The organism is Streptomyces sp. SirexAA-E (genome assembly GCF_000177195.2).
GTDB classification, from domain to species: Bacteria; Actinomycetota; Actinomycetes; order Streptomycetales; family Streptomycetaceae; genus Streptomyces; species Streptomyces flavovirens.
Window position 1 is genome coordinate 582,464 of the sequence record NC_015953.1, and the last position, 21,083, is coordinate 603,546.

Consider the following 21,083-nt stretch of genomic DNA (forward strand, 5'->3'; position numbering starts at 1 on the left):
GAGGCGTCGTAGCTCCGGTGTACGAGAGACGTCGTGGCTCCGTGTACGAGGGGCGTCGCGGCTCCGGCCCGCCCCGGCACCGGGCGGCCGCGGTCACCCGCGGGTGGCGACCACGAGCCGGGCCCTGGGGCTGCCGTCCGCCCGCCGCCCGAGATCCTCCAGCGGCAGCAGCCGCACCCCGAATCCGGCCCGCACCAGGTCGTCCGTGACCCCGGTGAGCGGGAACGTGCGGTAGTACATGACGAACCTCGGGCGCCACAGCGCGTTGCGCACCCGCATGGCCGCGTCGAATCCGAGCATCGACCAGTACGCCCGCGAGCCGACCGCGGGCGGCGCGCCGACCGGGAAGACGAAGCTGCCGCCCGGTCGCAGCGAGGCGTGCACCTGGGCGAACAGGCCGGGCCGTTCGGCGGGCAGGAAGTGCCCGAACGCGCCCAGGCTCAGGGCGAGGTCGAAGACGGGCCCGAAGGGCAGGGCCCGGGCGTCGGCACGTACCCAGTCCACCGCGGGGCCGGTACCGGCGTCACCGGCGGCGGTCCTGGCCACGGCCAGCATGCCGGCGCTGAAGTCGACGCCCGTGACCCGCCGCCGGCACAGCCCGCGCAGGACCTCCACGCCCGCCCCGGTTCCGCAGCAGACGTCGAGTCCCCGGTCGAAGGGGCCGAGCGGCCGGACCGCGCGGGCGACGGCGTCGAGCACGCGGTCCGGGGTCCGGTAGGGCGTCAGGTCGAATTTCGGGGCGAGCAGGTCGTATCCGCGCATCGTCGAGGAGAGCGCCTGGACGGCCAGTTCGGGGAGGGTGGGTCCCTGAGGAGTGAACATCGCCGCCCAGCGTACCGACGGACACCGGCCCGGACGGCCGGCGTCCCGGCCGGCACCTCGTCAGATCGCGTAGCCGTACGGTTCGGGTATCGCGACGTCGCCGCCCAGCGCACGCGCCGCGTTGCGGGCGAAGTAGGGGTCGCGCAGCAGTTCACGGCCGAGCAGGACGGCGTCCGCCTCGCCCTCCGTGAGGATCTTCTCGGCCTGCACAGGGTCGGTGATCAGCCCGACGGCGGCCACCGGGAGGTCCGTCTCGGTGCGCACCCGCGCGGCGAACGGCACCTGGTAGTTCGGCCCGACGGGGATGCTCGCCCTCGGCGCCAGCCCGCCGGTGGAGACGTCCAGCAGGTCGACGCCGTGGGCCCGCAGTTCGCGGGCCAGGCGCACGGTGTCGTCGCCGGTCCAGCCCTCCCGGTCGTCCTCGGCGTTCTCGCTCAGCCAGTCGGTGGCGGAGATGCGGAAGAACAGCGGGAGCTCATCGGGCCAGACGGCGCGCACCGCGTCCACGACCTCCAGCGCGAGGCGTGTGCGGTTCTCGAAGGAGCCGCCGTAGGCGTCGGTGCGGCGGTTGGTGTGCGGGGAGAGGAACTGCCCGATCAGGTACCCGTGCGCGCCGTGGATCTCCGCGACCTGGAAGCCGGCCGCGAGGGCCCTGCGCGCGGCGTCGGCGAACCGGGTGACGACCTCCTGGATCTCGTCGGTGGTCAGCTCGGCGGGCACCGGGTGGCCTTCGTCGTACGGGAGGGGGCTCGGGGCGGCCGTCCGCCAGCCCTCGCCGGACGGGTCCGTCTCGGCGATGGGGCCGCCGCCGCGCCAGGGACGGTCGTGCGACGCCTTGCGGCCGGCATGGGCGAGCTGGATCCCCGGGACGGTTCCCTGCGCGGCGAGCGCGCCGGTGACGCGGCGGAACGCCTCGGTCTGGCGGTCGTTCCAGAGGCCGAGGTCGGCGGGGCTGATCCGGCCCTCGGGGCTGACGGCCGTGGCCTCGACCAGGACCAGGCCGGTACCGCCCGCCGCACGGGACGCGTAGTGGGCGAGGTGCCAGTCGTTCGCCGCGCCCGTGTCCGGCCCGGACGGCTCCGCGCTGTACTGGCACATGGGTGCCATCCAGATGCGGTTGGGCACGGTCAGTGACCGCAGGGTGTAGGGCTCGAACAGGGCGCTCACGGGGGCTCCGCTTCCTCGGGTGCGACGGCAGGGCGGACGGCGCGGCCCGGGCACACCGGGCCGCGACTCGTACGAGATTCACCGTACTACGAGATCCACCGTAATACGCAACCTGTCGTACCAGCCCCCCGGCTCCGCCTCCTCAGCCTCCGGGGCGCAGTCGGCGCCGGAGCCGGATGTCGGTCTCGGCCGCGTACACCTGGCTCCAGCTGCGGCCGCCGTCCGAGGCCCAGGTCACCTGGACGTTCGCCCCGTCCGTCCGGACGGCCTCGACCGTCATGACCCGGTGCCCGTCCCGGACGTCCCCGCGCAGCAGGTCGCGCGCCTTGACGGTGACGGGCCGCGACGGCTCCTCCTCCGCCTCCCGGGCCGCGCCGGCGAGCGCCGCGGCCAGTTCCCTGGCCGCGGCCGGGGAGCAGGACCAGGAGGCGCGGCCCGACGGGTCCTCGATCAGGATGCCGACCCGCGGCCGGTCCCCCGGCTGCCCGGGGGTGACCTCCAGCGTCGCCCCGCGCCCTTCGGTGTCCTCGATCCGGATTCCCATCCGCGCCTCCTCGTCCCGCCCCGGTCAGCTCAGCCGGAGGCTCTCCGGCGGGCCCAGGTAGCTGGGCTTGAGGCCGCCGGTGTCGACCACGAGGTTCTGCAGCACCACCGTCGGGTCGACCATCCAGAATTTCAGCACATGCGTCCCGGCCCGGCCGATGTGGTGCGCGGTGCCGGTGCGGTTGACGTTGTCCGAGGTGTTGCGGGCCCACTGCGGGTTCATGGCACCGTCGTCGGAACCGGTCGCCTTCGTGATGTCGACGGACCGCGGCGCGTCGTCGTCGAAGGAGACGGCGTAGGTGAGCCCGTCGGAGGCCAGCGTGTTGTTGCGGGGCGAGAGGTACGCCCAGACGGTGACCGGTCCGGTGGTGAACAGGCTGAGACGGTACTCCAGCCGGGACCCGGTGCCGCCGGGGGTCTGCCGGGGCGCGGTGACCGGGAAGGGCTCCATGCCCGCGCCGGTGCGGCCGATGCCGGGGATGCGGCGCCAGGAGACGCCACCGCGCCCGACCGCGCGGTGGAAGTGGTCGGCGCCGATGGAGACGTACCCGTTGGCCTCGACGAATCCGGTGAGCCGGGAGCGGTCCGTACGGGGGCGGTCGACCACGGCCCGGACGACGACCTCACGCCCCCCGGGGCCCGTGACGGTGACCGGGACCCGGGTGACTCCCTTGGGCGCGCGGGCCCAGTCCACCCGGAAGGTGACGCGGGTCTGGGTGCTCACCCTCCCCCGGGTCCGGTCGGCCACCAGCCAGGGTGCGCCGGTGCGGACGTGGAAGTCGAAGGGCACCGTGCCGCGGTTGAACACCTCGACGTACTGCGCGGGCTGGCTCTGGTACGGGCTGAAGACCGGCAGTTCCGGCGCGCCGCCGTCCTCGGCACCGCCCGGCCACCAGTGCTCCGAGCCGTCGACGGCCACGCCCATCTCGGCGCGCCGGGGCAGCGTGATCCGCTTGACGGCCGGGAAGATCTCGTCGGCGATCGCCACGTCGTTCAGCTCGGGCTGCTGCCAGGGGGCGTTGGGGCCGTAGCGCTCCACGTCGCCGTAGCCGATGTGCGGCTGGGACTGGAAGCCCTCCCACTTCCCGTCGGCGACCTCGGTGCCGAAGCGCCGGGCCAGGGCGAAGTCGTCCTCGAGGCGCGCCTCGGCGGTGGCCGCCAGTTCGTTGGTCAGGGCCCGGCCCTGCGGCGCGTAGTGCAGGTTGGTGAACTCCGCCTCGCGCAGGGCGTACAGGTTGGCGGTGGCCCGTACCGCGTAGCCGACCAGCTCGTACCAGGCGTCCTGGGCGGATGCCGGGAGCCTGCGGCGGACGCGCTCGGCGGTTCTGTCCAGCCGCTGCCACTCCTCGGTGACCCGCTCCAGCTCGCGGTAGTCCACCAGGCTGAAGGGGGTGGCCTCGTCGTCGTACACGACGGCCGAGGAGTCCGTCGCGAGGTCCTTGGCCGGGTCGAGGGTGATCCTGCGGTTGAGCAGTTCGGGCTTGCGGCGGGACTGGAGCGCGGCGTACGCGCGCAGTACGCCGGCGATCTCCTCGGCCTGCTTCTCGCCGAAGTTCTGCCGGGCGTAGCCCTCCTCCCACTCCGGGAGCTTCTCCAGCGGCCGGCGGTCCGGATTCCAGGCGTACTCCAGGAAGAACTGGGTGGGCAGTTCGTTGCCCTTGAGGTCGCCGACGTTGGTGACCCACAGTCCGCGGTTGCCGTACGCGGCGCACTGGTGGAGCTGGTCCCACATGTTGGGGAGCGACGTGGTGTCGACCCACTTGTAGTTGCGGCCCACCCCGACGTAGTCGAAGTGGTAGTAGAGGCCGTAGCCGCCGCTGCGGTCGTCCTCGGCGAGGTCGGGCAGCATGCGGAGGTTGGCCCAGTTGTCGTCGGTGAGGACGACGGTGACATCGTCGGGCACGCGCAGACCGCGGTCCCAGTAGTGCTGGACCTCCTTGTAGAGCGTCCACACCTGGGGCACCGCGGTCTCGGAGCCGAGCTCGTCGGCCAGGATCGCCCGCTGGGTGGCGATGATCTCCCGCATCAGCTCGATCCCGTCGCCGTCCGGCAGGCCGACGTCGCCGTTGCCGCGCATGCCGAGGGTGACGACGCCTTCGAAGTCCTCGTCGGCCATGCGGCGGACGCCCTCGCGCCAATAGGCCTTGACTGCCTCGGCGTTGCGGCGGAAGGACCATTCGCCGGTACCGCCGTAGGGGTCGTGTCCGGGGGTGGTGACGTTCCCCTCGGCGTCGCGTACGGCCGCGACGGCGTGGCGGTTCCACTCCTCGATGCCCCGCATCATGGGCGCCTCGTGGGAGGTGCCCATGACCACGCCGTACGCCTTGGCGGTGGCGTGGTTGAGCGGGTCGTCCTCGGCGAAGGCGCGGCCCCACACGGCGGGCCACAGGTAGTTGGCCTTGAGTCGCAGCATCACCTCGAACACCTTGGCGTAGAAGCCGGAGTTGAAGCCGCCCTCGAAGCCGGGGGCCTTGCCGGGTCCGAAGTACGCCGGGGCCCAGGTGCCGAGGGCGGGGTTCTCGTCGTTGACGAAGAAACCGCGGTACTTCACGGCGGGGGTTCCCTGGCTGTACCGGCCGGGCAGGACGTACAGCGCGTCACGGTGGACGGGGACGACATCGTCCCACCAGTACCAGGGCGAGACGCCGATGCCCCGGGAGACGTCGTAGGCCCCGAAGATCGTGCCGCGCTGGTCGCTGCCCGCGACGACGAAGGCGCGGTCGACACCGGGCAGCGGCGCGTCGACGACGGTCTGCAAACTGGTCTCCCAGGCGCCCTCGACGCCGGAGACGTCCAGCTTGCCGGAGGCGATCAGCCGGTCGATCAGCGGGCTGCGGCCGATGGTCCCGATCAGGACGATCTCGCGGGCCCGCGCCGGCACGTCGGCGGCCAGGGCCGGGCGTGCACCGGTCACCCGCCGGATGTCGTCCCGGAGGTCGCCGGCCGCCCGGACGACGCCGGGGTGGTCGCGGTCACTGACCACCAGCGGGACCGCCCGCCCCGCCTCGACCAGGGCGAACGCCCCGGACCGCGGGGTGAAGGAGACATAGGCGCCGGGGTCGGTGGACCGTACGGTGCCGGGCCCGGCCGGACCGTGCGGTGTCGCCGCCGCCTCGCCGGTGAGTCCCGTCAGCGACCCGAGCGGGGTCGCCGTCAGCGCGGTGATGCCGAGGCCGGCCCCGAGGAGCGACCTGCGGCTGGTGTGATGCGGGGTGTGCTGGTCCATGCTGGCTCTCCCCATGGGTGCGTATGCGTGACGAGCGGGCCCGCGCTGTGCGGGCGCGGGCCCGGAAGGGCGGGTCAGTCGGTGGTGCCGGGTGCGGCGGCGGGCCGCGGGCCGGGAGCCGACGTGGGCACGTCGTCCCCGTCGGGCGCGGGCGAGAGCGCGGCCACGATCGCGTCCGCGGTGTCGTCGGGCTCCGGACCGGTCAGGCCGACGACGAGGTAGACCACGAGCGAGGTGGCCAGCGGGGTGACGATGACGAGCGTCTGGTCGGTGCTGTCGAGCACGAACTTCACCAGGACGTAGCCGAGCAGGCCGAGCGCCCAGGACGAGAGGGCGGCGCGGGGCCCGAACCGCCGGAAGGCGGGGAGCAGTCCGAGCAGCATCGGGATGGAGATGGGTCCCATCACGGCCGCCACCAGACCGACGATGATGCCGAGGACGCCGCCGAAGTGGTCGGCCTCGATGGCGACGGCCATGCTGACGCCGATGAAGACGACCGTGCAGACGCGGGCGAGGAGCAGTGCGGTGGCCGGGGACAGCTCGCGGGCGCGGCGCACCACCGCGGGGATGATGTCGCGGGTGACGACGGCGGAGACCGCGTTGGCGTCCGAGGAGGCCATCGCCATGGTGTGGGAGAACATCCCGGCCAGCGTCAGCCCCACCAGTCCGGCCGGCAGATAGGACTCGGCCATCAGCGCGTAGACCTTCTCCGGGTCGGCGATGTCCGGCAGCAGCACCGCCGCGGCGACCGGAGGGAACAGCAGCACGGCGGGCCACACCACGTACAGCAGGGCGGAGAGGGCGGCCGAACGGCGGGCGGCCTTCGGAGAGTTGGTGGCCATGTAGCGCTGGGCCAGGTTCCACATGCCGCCGTTGTACTCGAAGAGCTTCACGACGACGTACGCGCCGAGGAAGGCGGCGGTGTACGGGCCGACGAGGGGCCGGCCGTGCCCGTCGGGGAGCCGGTCCCAGATGGTCGCGAGCCCCGACGGTCCGTCGCCGAGCCGGTCCAGTACGACCCAGAGCATCGCGAGGGCGGCCACGCCCTGGATGACGAACTGCCCGAAGTCGGTGAGCGCGTCGGCCCAGAGGCCGCCGACGGTGCAGTAGAGCAGGGTGACGACGCCGGTGATCAGGATGCCCACCGTCATCGACATGCCGGTGAAGACGTTGAGCAGCACGGCGACGGACGCCCATTTCGCGGCGACGTCGAAGACCTTGAGCAGGGCGCCGCTCCAGGCGAGTGCCTGCTGGGTGGGTATGTCGTACCGCGCGGCGAGGTACTCCAGCGGCGAGGCGACGGCGTACCGCTGCCGCAGCCGCTGCCAGCGAGGGGCGAACAGCCAGGCCCCCACGGCGGTGCCGAAGGCCAGCGGCAGGAACGCCCACACGTAGACGGTGATGCCGTAGCTGTAGGCGATCGCCGCGTAGGCGACGAAGACGGCGGCGCTGTAGCCGGACATGTGGTGGGAGATGCCGGACAGCCACCAGGGCATCCGGCCGCCGCCGGTGAAGTAGTCACCGACGTTGCCGACGCGGCGGTGCGACCAGAGGCCGATGAGCAGCATCACCAGGAAGTAGCCGCCCAGGGCGGCCCAGTCGAGCATGGCCATCGAGAACTCCTTGCTGTGCGTCGGGCGTACCGGGGCGGGCGGGGGGGCGCCGGCCGCGGCGCACTACCAACGGGGCGTCTTCTTCTCGTAGTCCGGGTCGATCCGCCGCATGTATCCGGTGTCGTCCCGGTTGCGCAGTCCGCAGGTGAGGTACTGCTCGTGGAGCCGGGCGAGCGCGTCGCGGTCCAGTTCCACGCCGAGGCCCGGCGCGGTCGGGACGCGTACGGCGCCGCCGGTGAAGGTGAGGACGCCGGGGACCACGACGTCCTCGTCCTTCCACGGCCAGTGGGTGTCGCAGGCGTAGGTGAGGTTCGGGGTGGCGGCCGCGAGGTGGGTCATGGCGGCCAGGCTGATCCCGAGGTGTGAGTTGGAGTGCATGGACAGGCCCATGCCGAAGGTGTCGCAGATCCCGGACAGGAGGGTGGAGCGGCGCAGCCCGCCCCAGTAGTGGTGGTCGGACAGCACCACCTGGACCGAGCCCTGGGCCACGGCGGGCGCCAGGTGCCCGAAGGCGACGACGCACATGTTCGTGGCGAGCGGGATCGGCGTCTCGCGGGCCACCCGGGCCATGCCGCCGAGCCCGGGGGTGGGGTCCTCCAGATACTCCAGGACGCCTTCCAGCCGGCGGGCCACCTCGATGGACGTGGGCACGCTCCAGGCGGCGTTGGGATCCAGCCGCAGCGGCACCCCGGGGAACGCCTGGCGGAGGGCGAGGACCGCCTCGGTCTCCTCCTCGGGCGGCCGGACCCCGCCTTTGAGCTTGATCGCGGTGAAGCCGTGGTCCGTGATCATGCGCCGGGCCTGCGCGACGATCGCCTCCGGGTCCAGGGCCTCCCCCCAGTCGTCGGGCTCGCCGCCCGGGTGCCCGGCCCACTTGTAGAAGAGGTAGGCGCTGAACGGGACGCGGTCGCGGACCGCGCCGCCGAGCAGATCGCTGACGGGCCGGCCGGCCGCCTTGCCCTGGATGTCCAGACAGGCCACCTCGAACGGGGAGAAGACCCGGTCGACGGCGCTGCTGGTGGTGATCATCCCGGTGAGCCCGGATCCGTCGGTGCCGCTGTCACCGGCCAGGAGCCGGGACAGTTCGCGGTGCATGGCACCGAGCGCGTACACGTCCATGCCGGTGAGCAGGTCCGCGGCCGCCCGCAGCCGGCGCAGGTGCCCGTCGTCCGCGTAGGTCTCGCCGAGACCGGTCAGGCCGTCGGCCGTGGTCACCTCGACGACGGCTCGCAGGGCGAAGGGTTCGTGGACGCCGACCGCGTTGAGCAGCGCGGGGTCCCGGAAGGCGACGGGGGTGATCCTCACTCCGGTGATCCGGAGGGCTTCCGTCATGTGCGTGGCCTCTTTCCGCTACCAGGGTGGGTGTGCCGCGTCCGGACGCGGCGGTGTCGTGGGCCGGGCCGTACCGGACGGGGTGCGAGGCGGCGACCGGGCCATCGATATTTGCCCTGGACATGCCATACACCTCTCCGTGGGGGCGCGCCGGCGCGAACCCGGGCCGGGCGGCGGGACGGGACCGCCTTCGAAAGTTTCGGCGCCCTCTGCGCGCGCATACCGGGGACGGAGGGCGGCGGGGCGGCCTCGGTGGATCCACCGAGGCCGCCCGGACTGTCAGCCGGCCGCGGGCACCGGCTCGACGGAGGTGGCGCAGACCAGGGTGCGCCGGTGGTCGACGGTGCGCTCGGGGCCGGTGAGGCGCAGGCGCACCGTGTGCCGGACGTCCGCCGGGGCGCTGGAGGTGGCGAAGCGCAGCTCCAGGTCGCCCGGTTCGACGATCCGGTGGCCCCGGGCGCCGGTGAACGACACGAGGTCCGCGTGGAAGCGGAAGCGGACCCGCCGGGACTCCCCGGCGGTGAGCGGCACCCGCGCGTAGCCGATCAGCCGGGCCTGGGGGCGCGTCGTCTGGGCGACCGGGTCATGGACGTAGAGCTGGACCACTTCGGCGCCGTCCCGGTCACCGGTGTTGGTGACCGTGAGGTCGAGATCCGTCTCGCCGTCGGTGGGCAGTTCGTCCGGCGCGCCGGTGCCCGGCTCCCAGGCGAACGACGTGTACGAGAGTCCGTGGCCGAAGGGGTGGAGCGGGGTCGGGTCCAGGTTGCTGACCCCGTTGGCCAGGCCGAGCGGCGGCTGCAGATACGTCCACGGCTGGCCGCCGGGGCCGTCGGGGATGCCGACGGGCAGCCGGCCCGAGGGGTTGACCCGCCCCGACAGGATCCCGGCCAGCGCCGGTCCGCCCTCCTCACCGGGGAAGAAGGCCTGCACACAGCCGGCCAGCCGGTCCGCGTGCGCGCCGAGTGCGTACGTACGTCCCGTGAGCAGTACCAGGACGACGGGCGTCCCCGTCTCCAGCAGCGCCTCCAGCAGCGCGGCCTGGCGTCCGGGCAGCGCGAGGTCGGCGGCGTCGCAGCCCTCCCCCGAGGTGCCGCGCCCGAACAGTCCGGCCCGGTCGCCCAGCACGGCCACGCACACATCGGCGCCGGCGGCCAGGTCCGCCGCCCGGGCGATGCCGGAGTCGTCGTCGCCGTCCACGTCGCAGCCCGGCCGGAAGTCCACCTGGGCGCCGGGGAACTCCGCGCGCAGGGCGTCCAGCGCCGTGGGGATCTCGATGCCCACGGGCATGTCCGGGTAGGAGACGCCGACATGGCTGGGGAAGGAGTAGCAGCCCAGCATGGCCAGCGCGTCGTCGGCGCGCGGGCCCACCACCGCGATCCGCCCGGTTCCGGCCAGCGGCAGCGCGCCGTCGCGGTTGGCCACCAGGACGCAGGAGCGCTCGGCCAGCAGCCGTGCCAGAGCCCGGTTGCGTGGCGGATCGAGGTCCACGGTGCCGCGGGCCCGCTCCGGGTCCACCCCGTCGAGGGCGGTGGGCAGGGCGGTGCTCCGCGGGTCCAGGAGGCCCAGTTCGCACTTCTGGAGCAGCACGCGGTGCAGGGCGCGGTCGACCAGTTCCTCCGGGACGGCCCCCGCGCGGACGGCCGCCACCAGCGCGTCGCCGTAACCGCGCACGGTCGGCAGTTCGACGTCGACGCCGGCGGTCAGGGCGAGACGGGCCGCGTCGCCGCGGTCCGCCGCGACCTTGTGCAGGGTCTCCAGGAAGCCGACGGCGAAGTAGTCGGCGACCACCGTCCCGGTGAACCCCCAGGTGTCGCGCAGGAGTCCGGTGAGCAGCGTCGGGTCGGCCGCGACGGGGACGCCGTCGATCTCGGCGTAGCTGTGCATCACCGAGCGGACGCCGCCCTCGCGGACCGCCATCTCGAACGGCGGCAGGATGACGTCGGCCATCTCCCGGGCGCCCGCCCGGACCGGCGCGTGGTTGCGGGCGCCGGCGGAGGCGGAGTATCCGGCGAAGTGCTTGAGCGTGGCGACGATCCCGGCGGACTCCAGCCCCTTGACGTAGGCCGTGGCGATGGTGCCGACCAGGTAGGGGTCCTCGCCGATGGTCTCCTCGACCCGGCCCCAGCGCAGGTCGCGGACCACGTCCAGGACGGGGGCGAGCCCCTGGTGGACGCCGACCGACCGCATGTCCTCGCCGATCCGCCGGGCCATCTCACCGACCAGCTCGGGGTCCCAGGCGGCGCCCCACGCGAGCGGGACGGGGTAGGCGGTGGCGCCCCAGGCGGTGAATCCGGCCAGGCACTCCTCGTGGGCGAGCGCCGGGATGCCGAACCGGCCGGCCTCCGCGATACGGGACTGGGCGCGGGCCAGCGCGACGGCGCCGACGCCGGGGTCCACCGGTGCGGTGCCGAACGGCCGGGTGAGCTGGCCGAGTCCGCGGGTGGTGATCTCCTCGAAGTCCACCGTGTCGACCATGTCGTTCTGGTGGGGCGCGACTCCGTCGCCCTCGGCGTCGGCGCCCACCCAGATGCCGTACAGCTGGGCGGTCTTCTCCTCGAGGGTCATCCGGGCCGCCAGATCGGCCACCCTCTCCTCGGGGCTCAGCGAAGGGTCGCGCCACGGGCCGTCGGTGGCGGGGACCTGCTCGGCCTGTCGGGCGGGCGGGACGGGGTGGATTGCCATGGCGGCAGGGGTTCCTCTCATGAGTGCGGTGGTGCGGGGCGGCGTGGGTGTGCAGGAGGCGGTGCGCACAAGGGGATGTGCGAGCGCCTCCTACTTGCCGCCCACCCCCATCAGTCCGTTGACCAGCGCGCGACGGGCCACGAGGTACACGGCGAAGATCGGCACGACGGAGAGGACGATCGCGGCCAGGACGGCGGGGATGTTCACCCCGAACTGGGTCATGAAGTTGAAGAGCCCCAGCGTCAGTACCCGGTTCTCCTCCGACTGCGTCAGGATCAGCGGGAACAGGAATCCGTTCCACGCCTGGAGGGCGGAGAAGATCGCCACGGTGGAGATCCCGGCCCTGGACAGCGGCACCGCCAGCTGCCAGAGCATCCGCACGGGCGAGGCGCCGTCGAGCGACATCGCCTCGTACATCTCCTCGGAGACGTCGCGCATGGTGCCGCTGAGCACCAGGACCGCGACCGGCATGGCGAAGGCGGCGGTGGGCAGGATGATCGCCCACAGGGTGTCGTAGAGGCCCATCTTGCCGATCAGCAGGTAGAGGGGCACGATCACCGCCTGCGCCGGGATGGCGACGCCGAGCAGGAAGGTCCGGAAGGCGAGCGACGAGAGCCGGCTGCGGGTGCGCACGGCGACGTACGCCACCGGGACGGAGAACACCAGCACCAGGACGACCGTGACCACGGCCACGATCGCGGTGTTGCCGAGCAGCGTGAGGAACCCGCTGTCCAGCACGGTGTTGTAGTTCTCCAGGGTCGGGTCCGTGGGGATCGCCAGCGGGTCGCCGTTCAGTGCCTGGTCCTGCCGCATCAGCGAGGCGGAGACCAGTGTGTAGAGCGGTACCAGGACGATGACGAGCCAGATGAGCGAGCCCACGCCGGCCACCGGGTTGCCGAACGGCTTGCGGCGGCGGGCCGGGCCCCTGCCCGGCCGCGGGGCGGGAGCGGAACGCTGCCGCGGCGCGGCGGGACGGGTGTCGGTCGACATGGGCGTCACATACCTTCCCGGGTGGACCGCATGGAGCCGAAGCCACTGAGGCGCACCATGATCAGCGAGATACCGGTGGCCACAACGACGAGCGCGGTGGCGATGGCCGCGGCGTATCCGAGGTCGTAGGTCTGGAAACCGGTCCGGTACATCAGGTAGGGCAGGATCGTGGTGTCCGTGCCGGGGCCGCCCTTGGTCATGATGAGGACGGTGTCGAAGTAGGTCAGCGAGCCGACGATCATCAGGACCGAGGAGGTCGTCATCGTGTGGCGCAGCTGCGGCAGGGTGATGTGGAAGAACTGCCGCACCATGCCGGCGCCGTCGATGGAGGCCGCCTGGTAGAGGACCTCGGGGATCTGCCGGGCGCCGCCCTGGTAGATGAGCGTGTGGAAGGGCATGAACTGCCAGCCGCCGACGAACGCGACGACCAGCAGGGCGCCGGTGGACGATCCCATCACGTTGGGGTCGACGCCGATCCAGGGGCCGATCTCCTTGATGACACCGAAGTTGGGGTCCAGGAGGGCGTGGAAGAGCATGGCGATCGCGGTGGTGGAGAGCAGCAGCGGGATGAAGAAGATCGCCGACAGCACGGCCCGGCTGCGTTGGCGGCCCGCAGCCCAGACGCCCAGCAGCAGCGCCACGGGGGTCTGGAAGACCCAGCTGATCGTGGTGAGCAGGAGGCTCAGCCAGGCGGCCTGGCCGAACTCCGAGTCCTTGAACAGCCGGGACCAGTTGTCCAGGCCGGTCAAGGACGGGGAGTTGAGTCCGTCCCAGTCGCAGAAGGAGAGGTAGACGGCGATCCCCAGCGGGATGATCGCGAAGACGGCGAAGAAGACGATGCCGGGCAGGGCCCAGCTGACCGGCGGGCGGCCGACGTTGCCGACGGCCGCCTTCCTGTCTCCGCGCGTCTTCGCTACCGGAGTGTGGTGGGACATGTCTACTTGGCGGCCTTCATCGCTTCGACGAACTTCTCAGGGGTCGTCTTGCCCGCGAACAGCTTGCTGATCTCGGTGAGCAGCGGGGTGGCGTACTGCGCTTCGAGCGCCTGGTCCCAGGAGAGGGTGAAGCTGGGGGCCTTCTCGACCATCTGGTACTGGTCGGTGGCGAACTGCGGGTTCGGGGAACCGCTCAGCATCGAGGCGGCGTTGGACGTGGTGGGGACGTCACCGTTGTCGACGAGGGACTGCGCGTAGGTCTTCGACGCCATCGTCCTCAGGAACTCGACGGCGGCGTCCTTGTACTTGGTCCGGGCGTTGACGGACCAGTAGTTGGTCGGGTTGCCCACGATGTTCGCCGGGTCGCCCACCCCGCCCGCCACCGTCGGGAAGGTGGTCCAGCCGAGGTCCTTCTCGGCGAACTCGGGCGCCTTGCCCAGCTGCGTCGAGTACTCCCACGACCCCATGAGGTGCATGGCGGCCTTGCCCTTGTTGAGCAGCGTCGGGGCTCCGCCGTTGCCGTAGTCGACCGAGTTGAAGTTCTTGCCGAAGGCACCCTGGTCGACCAGTCCCTTGACGGTCTGTGCCGTCTTGAGGACCGCAGGGTCGCCCCAGCCGTCGGTGTCGCCGTTCTGGATCTTCTGGAAGACCTCGGGGCCGCCGATGCGGTCCAGGAGGTACTCCATCCACATCAGTTCGGGCCACTTGTCGCTGCCGCCGAGCGCGAAGGGCGTGATGCCTTCGGCCTTGAAGGTGGTGATGGCCTTCTGGAGGTCCTCCCAGGTCTTGGGCGCTTCCAGGCCGTGCTTCGCGAAGAGGGTCTTGTTGTAGAAGAGCATCACGGGCTGCATGCCGCGCATCGGCACCCCGTAGATCTTCCCGTCGAGGCCGCCGGCGGTCATGATCGAGGGGAGGAAGCCGTCCTTCAGCGTGGCGTCGTTCTCGACCGTGGAGGTCAGGTCGACGAGTTGCTTCGCGTCGACGTACGGCTTGATGGAGCCGCCGCCCCAGTTGTAGAAGACGTCCGGGGCGTTGGGCGAACCCATGGCGCTGCGGAGCTTGTTGACGTAGTCGGTCCCGGGAACCGACACCAGCTTGACCTTGACCTTCGAGGTCTTGTTGAACGAATCGACCGCGGCCTGCTGAACCTTGACCGAGTCGTCACCGTAGACATAGGCGGTGATGGTGCCGCCGTCCGACCCGCTGTCCCCGGATCCGCAGCCGGCCAGCAGGCCGGTCATCGCCAGCGCCGCAGCGGTTGCGGCCCATCTCGTCGTACGTGTGCCCTGACTGAAAATCCCCGACCGCATGACCGCACCTCTGTCGAATGTTTCGGCGTGCCTTTCGAATGTTGCCGGAACCGTACGGTCGTGTTTCGGGCCCGTCAAGAGGGCAGGACCAAGGATTTACGATCCTTGCCCGTCGCCTGCCGGAGGGGATGTGCGGCTACGATTCGTGCATGAGCCCCGCAAAGGTCCAGCCACCACAGGAAAAGGCGTCCGCCGGCGCGTCGTCGGAGAGCACCGCCACGCTGGCGGAGATCGCCCGAGCGGCCGGAGTTTCGGCTCCGACAGTTTCGAAGGTGCTGAACGGCCGCGCCGATGTCGCCCCCGGTACGCGCACGAAGGTGGAGGAACTGCTGCTCCGGCACGGTTACCGCCGCCGCCGCGGCGCCTCCCAGCAGTCCCAGCTCATCGACCTGGTCTTCCACGAACTGGACAGCGCCTGGGCGATGGAGGTGGTACGGGGTGTCGAGAACGTCGCCCGGGAGGAGGGCCTGAGCCTGGTCCTGTCGGAGAGCGCCGGTCGCCTGACGCCGGGCCAGACATGGGTGGACGGCGTCCTGGCGCGCCGGCCGGCCGGTGTCATCCTGGTCCTGTCGGACCTCGACGCCGCCCAGCGCGCCCAGCTGAACAGCCGCTCCATCCCGTTCGTCGTGGTCGACCCGGCCGGGGACCCCGGGGACGACATCCCCTCCGTGGGCGCCGCCAACTGGCAGGGCGGTCTCGCCGCGACCCGCCATCTGACGGGCCTGGGACACCGGCGCATCGGCGTCATCGGCGGCCCGGCCCGCATGATGTGCAGCCGCGCCCGGCTGGACGGCTACCGCGCCGCACTGGAGACCTCGGGCCTGCCCATGGACTCCGAGCTCGTCCGTGAGGGCGAGTTCAACCACGAGGACGGTTACCGCACCGCGCTGGAGCTGCTGCGGCTGCCGGAGCCGCCCACCGCGATCTTCGCCGGAAACGACCTCCAGGCGCTCGGTGTCTACGAGGCCGCGCGTGAACTGGGGCTGCGCATCCCGGAGGACCTCAGCGTGGTCGGCTTCGACGACCTGCCGGTCACCCGCTGGATCGGGCCGCCGCTCACCACGGTGCGCCAGCCGCTGATCGAGATGGCCGAGACGGCGGCCCGTCTGGTGCTCGACCTCGGCCGGGGCAGGCAGCCCGCGACGACCCGGGTCGACCTGGCGACCAGCCTGGTGGTGCGCAGCAGCACGGCACCGCCCGCCGAGCGCCCGCAGGCGTGACACCCCGCCTCGTCACGGAATCCCTTGTCACGGAACCCCTCGTCACGGAACGACGTGTCACGCAACGACGTGTCACGCAACGACCGGAGCCGGCGGGCTGGACACCGAGAAGGCAGGCGGGAGCGTCACCCGCCGCATACGGACCGTCGCGGACGCCGGGACGTACCACCGGTACCCGACAGCGCCCTGCCACGGGGCGGCGCTCCGCCCCGTGAGGAATCGCGAGCACGGAGTGAGGGGCCGGGAACGGCCGGGAAAGCCGGGCAAATTAGCCCGTTTTGCGCATGTTGTCAGAGTCGTCATGATGGGTAAGGACGCGGTCCGTCCGACCCCATGACCACACATGCCGGGTACCGGCAGGACCGACCGAGGAGGAACATTGAGTGACTTCGACGGTTCCGACCGCTTGGGCAGCAAAGCATCCGAGGCCGTACCACCGGCCGTACGCGACAAGGCCGGCGAGGGCGCCGGGCTCGTGAGCGACAAGGCCGGCGAGGTGGCGGGCACCGCGAAGGACCAGGTGTCCGACGTCGCGGGTGAGGCCACCGCCCGTGCCCGTGACGTCGCCGGCGAACTGCGGGAGCAACTGCGGGAACAGGCCCGGACACAGACGGAACGTCTCGCGGAGAACGTCCGGCGGCTGAGCGACGAACTGCGGGACATGAGCGACAGCGACCGGAACGGTTCGTCGGCCGCCCGCGCCGTGCGTCAGGTCGCCGACGGCGGCCACCAGGTGGCCTCCCGTATCGAGCACCGGGGTCCCGAGGGGCTCGTCGGCGACCTGCAGGACTTCGCCCGGAGGCGCCCGGGCGCGTTCCTGGCGGGAGCCGCTCTGCTGGGTTTCGCCACCGCCCGCATCGGCAAGGGCGTCAAGTCCGCGGACGGCGGCGCAGGCGGTGGCAGCCCGGCCCCGGCATCCGGCGGTCGGGACCGGTCCCGTCCCGCGGCGGGGGACGACGGATACCCGTCGCCCTCCCCCGGCGTCACGCCGCCCTACGGCGGTTCGGCCCCGGCGCCGGGACCGGTGCCCCGCGTCGACCCGTACACGGACCCGCGACAGCCGTAAGGGAGCTGAGACGTGGCCATGTCATACGCGAAGAACGAGGCCGCCCGGTCGGACACCCCGGCCGCCGGATCGCATCAGGCCCCCTCGTCGGACCCGTCCATCGGGGAACTGGTCGGCGAGATCAGCGAGGACCTCACGCAGTTGGTGCGGGAAGAGATCGAACTGGCGAAGGCCGAGGTCAAGGAAGAAGCAGCCAAGGCGGGCAAGGCGGGCGGCATGCTCGCCGGCTCCGGCTACACCATGCATCTGGTCGTGCTGTTCGGCAGCTTGGCCGCCGTCTTCGGCTTCGCGCACGTGGTCGACATCGCGTGGGCCGCGCTCATCGTGACCGCGATCTGGCTGGTCGTGGGCGCGATCCTCTTCGTGACGGGCCGCAGTCGCCTCCGGGCGGTGCGGGTCAAGCCCGAACGGACCGCCGAGACGCTGAAGGAGGACGCGAAATGGGTTCGCAACCCGACGAGTTGAAGTCCGAAGTGGAAGACACCCGGGCCCACCTGGCGCACAACGTGGACCGGCTCGCGGACAAGGTGACGCCCGGCAAGGTGGCACGCCGCAAGGCCGGCGCCGCCCAGCACAGGCTCGCGGGGATGAAGGAGCGGGTCATGGGTGCGGCGGACGACGCCCGGTCCACGACCGCGGAGAACGCCCAGAACGTCGCGGGGTCCGCCGCCTCAGCCGCGGACCGGACGCGGGAGACGGCCAGGAACGCGGCGGACGAGGCCGGCGAGGCCGTCCGTTCCGCTCCGGGCCAGGTCGCCGAGCAGACGCAGGGCAGCCCGCTCGCCGCGGGAGTCATCGCGTTCGGCGCCGGCATGCTGGCCGCCGCACTCCTCCCGACGTCGGCTGCCGAGGAGAGGGCCGGGACGCGGATCCGTGAGCATTCCGACGAACTGCTCGGTCCCGTCAAGCAGACCGCTCAGGACATCGGCCAGGACGTGAAGGAGGAGATGCGCGAACCGGCCGCGGAAGCCGTCGGTTCGCTCAGGAGCACGGCGCAGGACGCGGCGCGGACCACCAGGGAACGGGCCCGGAGTTCGGGCCAGGACGCCGCGAGCGGCCTGCGGGAAGCGGGCCGGGACGCCGCCCAGGAGACGCGCGGCCGGTAGAGACGGCCCCTCGGCGAAGTCGTCTCCGCCGAGCCGGCCGGAGGCCGGGCCCGTCGCCCTGCTCGGGCCGCGGGCCCGTCCGTGCGCGCCAGCGAGGATCCGGTGCCGCTACGGAAGGGACCAGTCGACCGGCGGATCGCCGGCCTGGGTCAGGTAGGCGTTGGTACGGCTGAAGGGGCGGGAGCCGAAGAAGCCGCGGTCAGCCGACATCGGCGAGGGGTGGGCCGACTCGACGGCCGGCAGATCGCCGAGCAGCGGCCGCACGTTGCGGGCGTCGCGCCCCCACAGGACGGACACCAGCGGCTTGCCACGGGCCACCAGCGCGCGGATCGCCTGCTCCGTGACCTCTTCCCAGCCCTTGCCCCGGTGCGCACCCGGCTTGCGGGGAGCCGTGGTCAGCGCCTTGTTGAGCAGCAGGACCCCCTGCCGGGTCCACGGCGTCAGGTCGCCGTTCGAGGGGCGCGGGATGCCGAGGTCGCTGTTCAGCTCCTGGAAGATGTTCTCCAGGCTCCCCGGCAGCCGCTGCACGTCCGGCGCCACCGCGAAGCTCAGGCCGATGGCCATTCCCGGTGTCGGGTAAGGGTCCTGACCGACGATCAGGACACGTACGTCGTCGAAGGGCTGCTGGAACGCGCGGAGCACGTTCTGCCCGGCCGGCAGATAGGTGCGGCCCGCCGCGATCTCCGCGCGCAGGAAGTCGCCCATCGCCGCGATACGCCCGGCGACGGGACTCAACGCCTCGGCCCAGCCGGGCTCGACAAGTTCACTCAACGGTCGTGCTGCCACAGTCCGTCACCCTACCGGCCCACACGACCGCACATGATCACGAGGGGTCCCGGAAGAGCCGGTCCATGGGTAGGGTGCCTGTCGTCGTCCCCTCCCCACCCCTCCCGGAGCCGGTTCATGAGGTCGCGCAGGCATACGTCCGGGCCCCGGGCACCGCACACGCCCTCCGGGGCGGGCAGGTGACCGCCGACGGCCCGGACGCGTTCGTCCTCGGGGTGGACTCGGGCGGTTCCGGACTGCGGGTGGCTCTCGGCTCCGCCGGGACGGGCGGCCAGGTGTTCACCGCGGCCTGCGCGGAACCCGTACGGACGGGCCCGTCCGGCATCGACGCCGCGCATCTGCTGGCCCAGGTACTGCCGGTCGCCCGGGATCTGCTGGCCCGTGCCGCCCCGGGCGCGACGGTGACCGCGGCGGCGGTCGGGGCCGCCGGAATGGCGACGCTCGGCGACCAGTTGCGCGCCTCGCTGCCCGCCGCGCTCGCCGACGCGCTGGGCGTACGCCGCGTGGCGCTGGCCGCCGACGCGGTGACCGCGTACGCGGGCGCGCTCGGGCAGCGGCCGGGAGCGGTCGTCGCGGGCGGGACGGGCATGATCGCGCTCGGCACCGACCTCACGGTGTGGCGCCGGGCGGACGGCTGGGGGCACCTGCTGGGAGACAGCGGCGGCGGCGCCTGGATCGGGCGGGCCGGGCTCGACGCGGCGATGCGCGCCCACGACGGACGGCGCGGTGGTTCGGCGGCCCTGCTGGCACGGCTGGAGGCGGTCTTCGGCCCGGCGGCCGGGCTCCCCGGCCTGCTCTACCCACGCACGGACCGTCCCGCGCTGCTGGCGTCGTTCGCGCCGGAGGTGGCGGCCTGCGCCACCGGGGACGAGGTCGCGGCGGGCATCCTGCGGACGGCCGCCGCGCACATCGCCGAGGCCGCCGCCGCGGCCTGTCCGCCGCCGCGCGCCGCGTCCGGACGGAGCGAGGGGGACGACGGGGAGCCGTGCGAAGTGGCCCTGACCGGCGGCCTGTTCAAGATGGGCGACCCGCTCCTCGGGCCGCTGCGCGCCGAACTGGCCCGGCAGGTACCGCAGGCGCGCGTCGTGCGGGCGTCGGGCGATCCGCTGGCGGGGGCGCTGGAGATCGGCCGCGCCCTGGCCCGCTCGGAGCTGCGGCTCCCGCCCCACCCGACGCTGCTGTTCCTGCCGGACGCGGCCTGAAGAGTACGGTCGGACGTCCACCCGTACAGGTCCCGTCCGCCAACCGGTAAGCGACGCAACAGACATAAACGGACAGATGACGCCCGACCACCCCCTCCCCGAACAGAGGGGCACCCAAAACCAGTAGCATGCGGCGCCATGAGCACCCCCACTGGGCCCGCTTCCGGCCTGCCAGTACGAATGCCGCGACCTCGCCAGTCCGGACGGCACCGCCGCCCGGAGCCCGTGGTCGCACCCGAGGGCGCTGCGGCGCTCGTCCTCGCCGTTCCCGGTACCCCTTCCTCGGCCACGCGCAGCCTGGCCGAGGAAGTGATCAGCATCGCCCGTTCCGAGCTGCCCGGTCTCAACGCGCGGATCGGCTACCTCGACGGTGACGACGCGGAGTACCCCGCGCTCGCCTCCGAACTCACCCACGCCTCCACCGAGCGCACCGCGCGCTACGAGCAGGCCGTCGCCGCCGGCCGCGAGGTGGCCGCGCCCGAGGGCCCGTCGGCCGTCGTGGTGCCGCTGCTCGCGGGACCGGACAGCTCGATCGTCCGGCGCATACGGCAGGCCGTGATGGACAGCGGTACACAGGTCGAGCTGACCGATGTGCTCGGCCCGCACCCGCTGCTGGCCGAGGCCCTCCACGTACGCCTCTCGGAGGCCGGGCTGGCGCGCGCCGACCGCGCCAGGCTGTTCACCGTGGCCACTGCGGCCGACGGCATCGTGCTGGCCACCGTGGGCGGCGAGGAGGCCGTCCAGGCCGCGGGGATCACCGGCATGCTGCTGGCGGCCCGTCTCGCGGTGCCGGTGATGGCCGCCGCGCTCGACGTGGACGGATCGGTCTCCTCGATCGCCGAGCAGCTGCGCAACGCCGGTTCGGCTCAGCTCGCGCTCGCTCCGTACCTGGTGGGGCCGGAGATCGACGCGAGTCTGCTGGAGGCCGCCGCCAAGGAGGTGGGCTGCGCCACCGCCGAGCCCCTCGGCGCGTACCCGGCCATCGGCAAGCTGGTCCTCTCGCTCTACGCGACCGCGCTCGGGATCACCCCGGCGACGCCGCAGGGAGCCCCGGTGCACTGACCGCGCCGTCGTGGGCGGCAC

General features: G+C 72.6%; 17 protein-coding genes. 6 read left to right on the forward strand and 11 right to left on the reverse strand.

Annotated features, from left to right (window positions below):
* Positions 1 to 93: 93 nt before the first annotated feature.
* The 10 genes from SACTE_RS02525 to SACTE_RS02570 form a co-directional block, all read right to left on the reverse strand.
* Positions 94 to 822, reverse strand: coding sequence for a class I SAM-dependent methyltransferase (locus SACTE_RS02525; RefSeq protein WP_014044457.1), 729 nt, complete (start codon positions 820 to 822; stop codon positions 94 to 96).
* Positions 823 to 882: 60 nt separating this feature from the next.
* Positions 883 to 1,989, reverse strand: a complete 1,107-nt coding sequence (locus SACTE_RS02530; RefSeq protein ID WP_014044458.1) for an NADH:flavin oxidoreductase/NADH oxidase — start codon at positions 1,987 to 1,989, stop codon at positions 883 to 885.
* 142 nt (positions 1,990 to 2,131) lie between these two features.
* Positions 2,132 to 2,533, reverse strand: coding sequence for a hypothetical protein (locus SACTE_RS02535; RefSeq protein ID WP_014044459.1), 402 nt, complete (start codon positions 2,531 to 2,533; stop codon positions 2,132 to 2,134).
* A 24-nt stretch (positions 2,534 to 2,557) separates the two neighbouring features.
* Positions 2,558 to 5,758, reverse strand: a complete 3,201-nt coding sequence (locus tag SACTE_RS02540) for a glycosyl hydrolase 115 family protein (protein WP_014044460.1) — start codon at positions 5,756 to 5,758, stop codon at positions 2,558 to 2,560.
* A 74-nt stretch (positions 5,759 to 5,832) separates the two neighbouring features.
* Positions 5,833 to 7,371 carry a sodium:solute symporter family protein gene (locus SACTE_RS02545; RefSeq protein WP_014044461.1) on the reverse strand — a complete coding sequence of 513 codons (1,539 nt, stop codon included), beginning with the start codon at positions 7,369 to 7,371 and terminating at the stop codon, positions 5,833 to 5,835.
* 63 nt (positions 7,372 to 7,434) lie between these two features.
* The gene (locus SACTE_RS02550; protein ID WP_014044462.1) at positions 7,435 to 8,703 is read right to left on the reverse strand and encodes a glucarate dehydratase family protein; all 1,269 of its coding nucleotides are present in this window, start codon (positions 8,701 to 8,703) and stop codon (positions 7,435 to 7,437) included.
* A 279-nt stretch (positions 8,704 to 8,982) separates the two neighbouring features.
* Complete coding sequence (locus tag SACTE_RS02555; RefSeq protein ID WP_014044463.1) at positions 8,983 to 11,385, reverse strand: glycoside hydrolase family 3 N-terminal domain-containing protein; 2,403 nt, start codon at positions 11,383 to 11,385, stop codon at positions 8,983 to 8,985.
* Positions 11,386 to 11,475: 90 nt separating this feature from the next.
* Positions 11,476 to 12,375, reverse strand: coding sequence for a carbohydrate ABC transporter permease (locus SACTE_RS02560; RefSeq protein ID WP_014044464.1), 900 nt, complete (start codon positions 12,373 to 12,375; stop codon positions 11,476 to 11,478).
* Positions 12,376 to 12,380: 5 nt separating this feature from the next.
* Complete coding sequence (locus tag SACTE_RS02565; protein WP_014044465.1) at positions 12,381 to 13,310, reverse strand: sugar ABC transporter permease; 930 nt, start codon at positions 13,308 to 13,310, stop codon at positions 12,381 to 12,383.
* A gap of 2 nt (positions 13,311 to 13,312) precedes the next feature.
* Positions 13,313 to 14,557, reverse strand: coding sequence for an extracellular solute-binding protein (locus tag SACTE_RS02570; protein ID WP_026359049.1), 1,245 nt, complete (start codon positions 14,555 to 14,557; stop codon positions 13,313 to 13,315).
* A 212-nt stretch (positions 14,558 to 14,769) separates the two neighbouring features.
* Here SACTE_RS02570 and SACTE_RS02575 point away from each other — a divergent pair, with 212 nt between their 5' ends.
* The 4 genes from SACTE_RS02575 (at position 14,770) to SACTE_RS02590 (ending at position 18,012) form a co-directional block, all read left to right on the forward strand.
* Positions 14,770 to 15,840 (forward strand): LacI family DNA-binding transcriptional regulator, encoded by a 1,071-nt coding sequence (locus tag SACTE_RS02575; RefSeq protein WP_026359048.1) that lies wholly within the window; start codon positions 14,770 to 14,772, stop codon positions 15,838 to 15,840.
* A 379-nt stretch (positions 15,841 to 16,219) separates the two neighbouring features.
* Complete coding sequence (locus SACTE_RS02580; protein ID WP_014044468.1) at positions 16,220 to 16,906, forward strand: hypothetical protein; 687 nt, start codon at positions 16,220 to 16,222, stop codon at positions 16,904 to 16,906.
* A gap of 18 nt (positions 16,907 to 16,924) precedes the next feature.
* Entirely contained in the window at positions 16,925 to 17,371 is a 447-nt protein-coding gene (locus SACTE_RS02585) for a phage holin family protein (protein WP_014044469.1), read from the forward strand.
* Positions 17,347 to 18,012 (forward strand): DUF3618 domain-containing protein, encoded by a 666-nt coding sequence (locus tag SACTE_RS02590; protein ID WP_014044470.1) that lies wholly within the window; start codon positions 17,347 to 17,349, stop codon positions 18,010 to 18,012. The genes SACTE_RS02585 and SACTE_RS02590 overlap by 25 nt, the downstream gene beginning before the upstream one ends.
* Positions 18,013 to 18,120: 108 nt before the next feature.
* Here SACTE_RS02590 and SACTE_RS02595 read toward each other — a convergent pair whose 3' ends face one another.
* Complete coding sequence (locus SACTE_RS02595; protein ID WP_014044471.1) at positions 18,121 to 18,798, reverse strand: uracil-DNA glycosylase; 678 nt, start codon at positions 18,796 to 18,798, stop codon at positions 18,121 to 18,123.
* A 65-nt stretch (positions 18,799 to 18,863) separates the two neighbouring features.
* Between SACTE_RS02595 and SACTE_RS02600 the strand changes: the two genes are divergently transcribed.
* A complete protein-coding gene (locus SACTE_RS02600) occupies positions 18,864 to 20,000 on the forward strand; it encodes a BadF/BadG/BcrA/BcrD ATPase family protein (RefSeq protein ID WP_014044472.1) in 1,137 nt (378 codons plus the stop codon).
* Positions 20,001 to 20,138: 138 nt separating this feature from the next.
* Entirely contained in the window at positions 20,139 to 21,062 is a 924-nt protein-coding gene (locus SACTE_RS02605) for a hypothetical protein (RefSeq protein ID WP_014044473.1), read from the forward strand.
* The last annotated feature ends 21 nt before the right edge of the window (positions 21,063 to 21,083 follow it).

Excerpts from the sequence above, each read along its gene's own strand:
- SACTE_RS02555 (WP_014044463.1), bottom strand. The coding sequence starts at position 11,385 with ATGGCAATCCACCCCGTCCCGCCCGCCCGACAGGCCGAGCAGGTCCCC.
- SACTE_RS02600 (WP_014044472.1), top strand. The coding sequence starts at position 18,864 with ATGGGTAGGGTGCCTGTCGTCGTCCCCTCCCCACCCCTCCCGGAGCCG.
- SACTE_RS02575 (WP_026359048.1), top strand. The coding sequence starts at position 14,770 with ATGAGCCCCGCAAAGGTCCAGCCACCACAGGAAAAGGCGTCCGCCGGC.
- SACTE_RS02565 (WP_014044465.1), bottom strand. The coding sequence starts at position 13,310 with ATGTCCCACCACACTCCGGTAGCGAAGACGCGCGGAGACAGGAAGGCG.
- SACTE_RS02560 (WP_014044464.1), bottom strand. The coding sequence starts at position 12,375 with ATGTCGACCGACACCCGTCCCGCCGCGCCGCGGCAGCGTTCCGCTCCC.
- SACTE_RS02535 (WP_014044459.1), bottom strand. The coding sequence starts at position 2,533 with ATGGGAATCCGGATCGAGGACACCGAAGGGCGCGGGGCGACGCTGGAG.
- SACTE_RS02525 (WP_014044457.1), bottom strand. The coding sequence starts at position 822 with ATGTTCACTCCTCAGGGACCCACCCTCCCCGAACTGGCCGTCCAGGCG.
- SACTE_RS02540 (WP_014044460.1), bottom strand. The coding sequence starts at position 5,758 with ATGGACCAGCACACCCCGCATCACACCAGCCGCAGGTCGCTCCTCGGG.
- SACTE_RS02605 (WP_014044473.1), top strand. The coding sequence starts at position 20,139 with ATGAGCACCCCCACTGGGCCCGCTTCCGGCCTGCCAGTACGAATGCCG.
- SACTE_RS02550 (WP_014044462.1), bottom strand. The coding sequence starts at position 8,703 with ATGACGGAAGCCCTCCGGATCACCGGAGTGAGGATCACCCCCGTCGCC.
- SACTE_RS02545 (WP_014044461.1), bottom strand. The coding sequence starts at position 7,371 with ATGGCCATGCTCGACTGGGCCGCCCTGGGCGGCTACTTCCTGGTGATG.
- SACTE_RS02585 (WP_014044469.1), top strand. The coding sequence starts at position 16,925 with ATGTCATACGCGAAGAACGAGGCCGCCCGGTCGGACACCCCGGCCGCC.
- SACTE_RS02590 (WP_014044470.1), top strand. The coding sequence starts at position 17,347 with ATGGGTTCGCAACCCGACGAGTTGAAGTCCGAAGTGGAAGACACCCGG.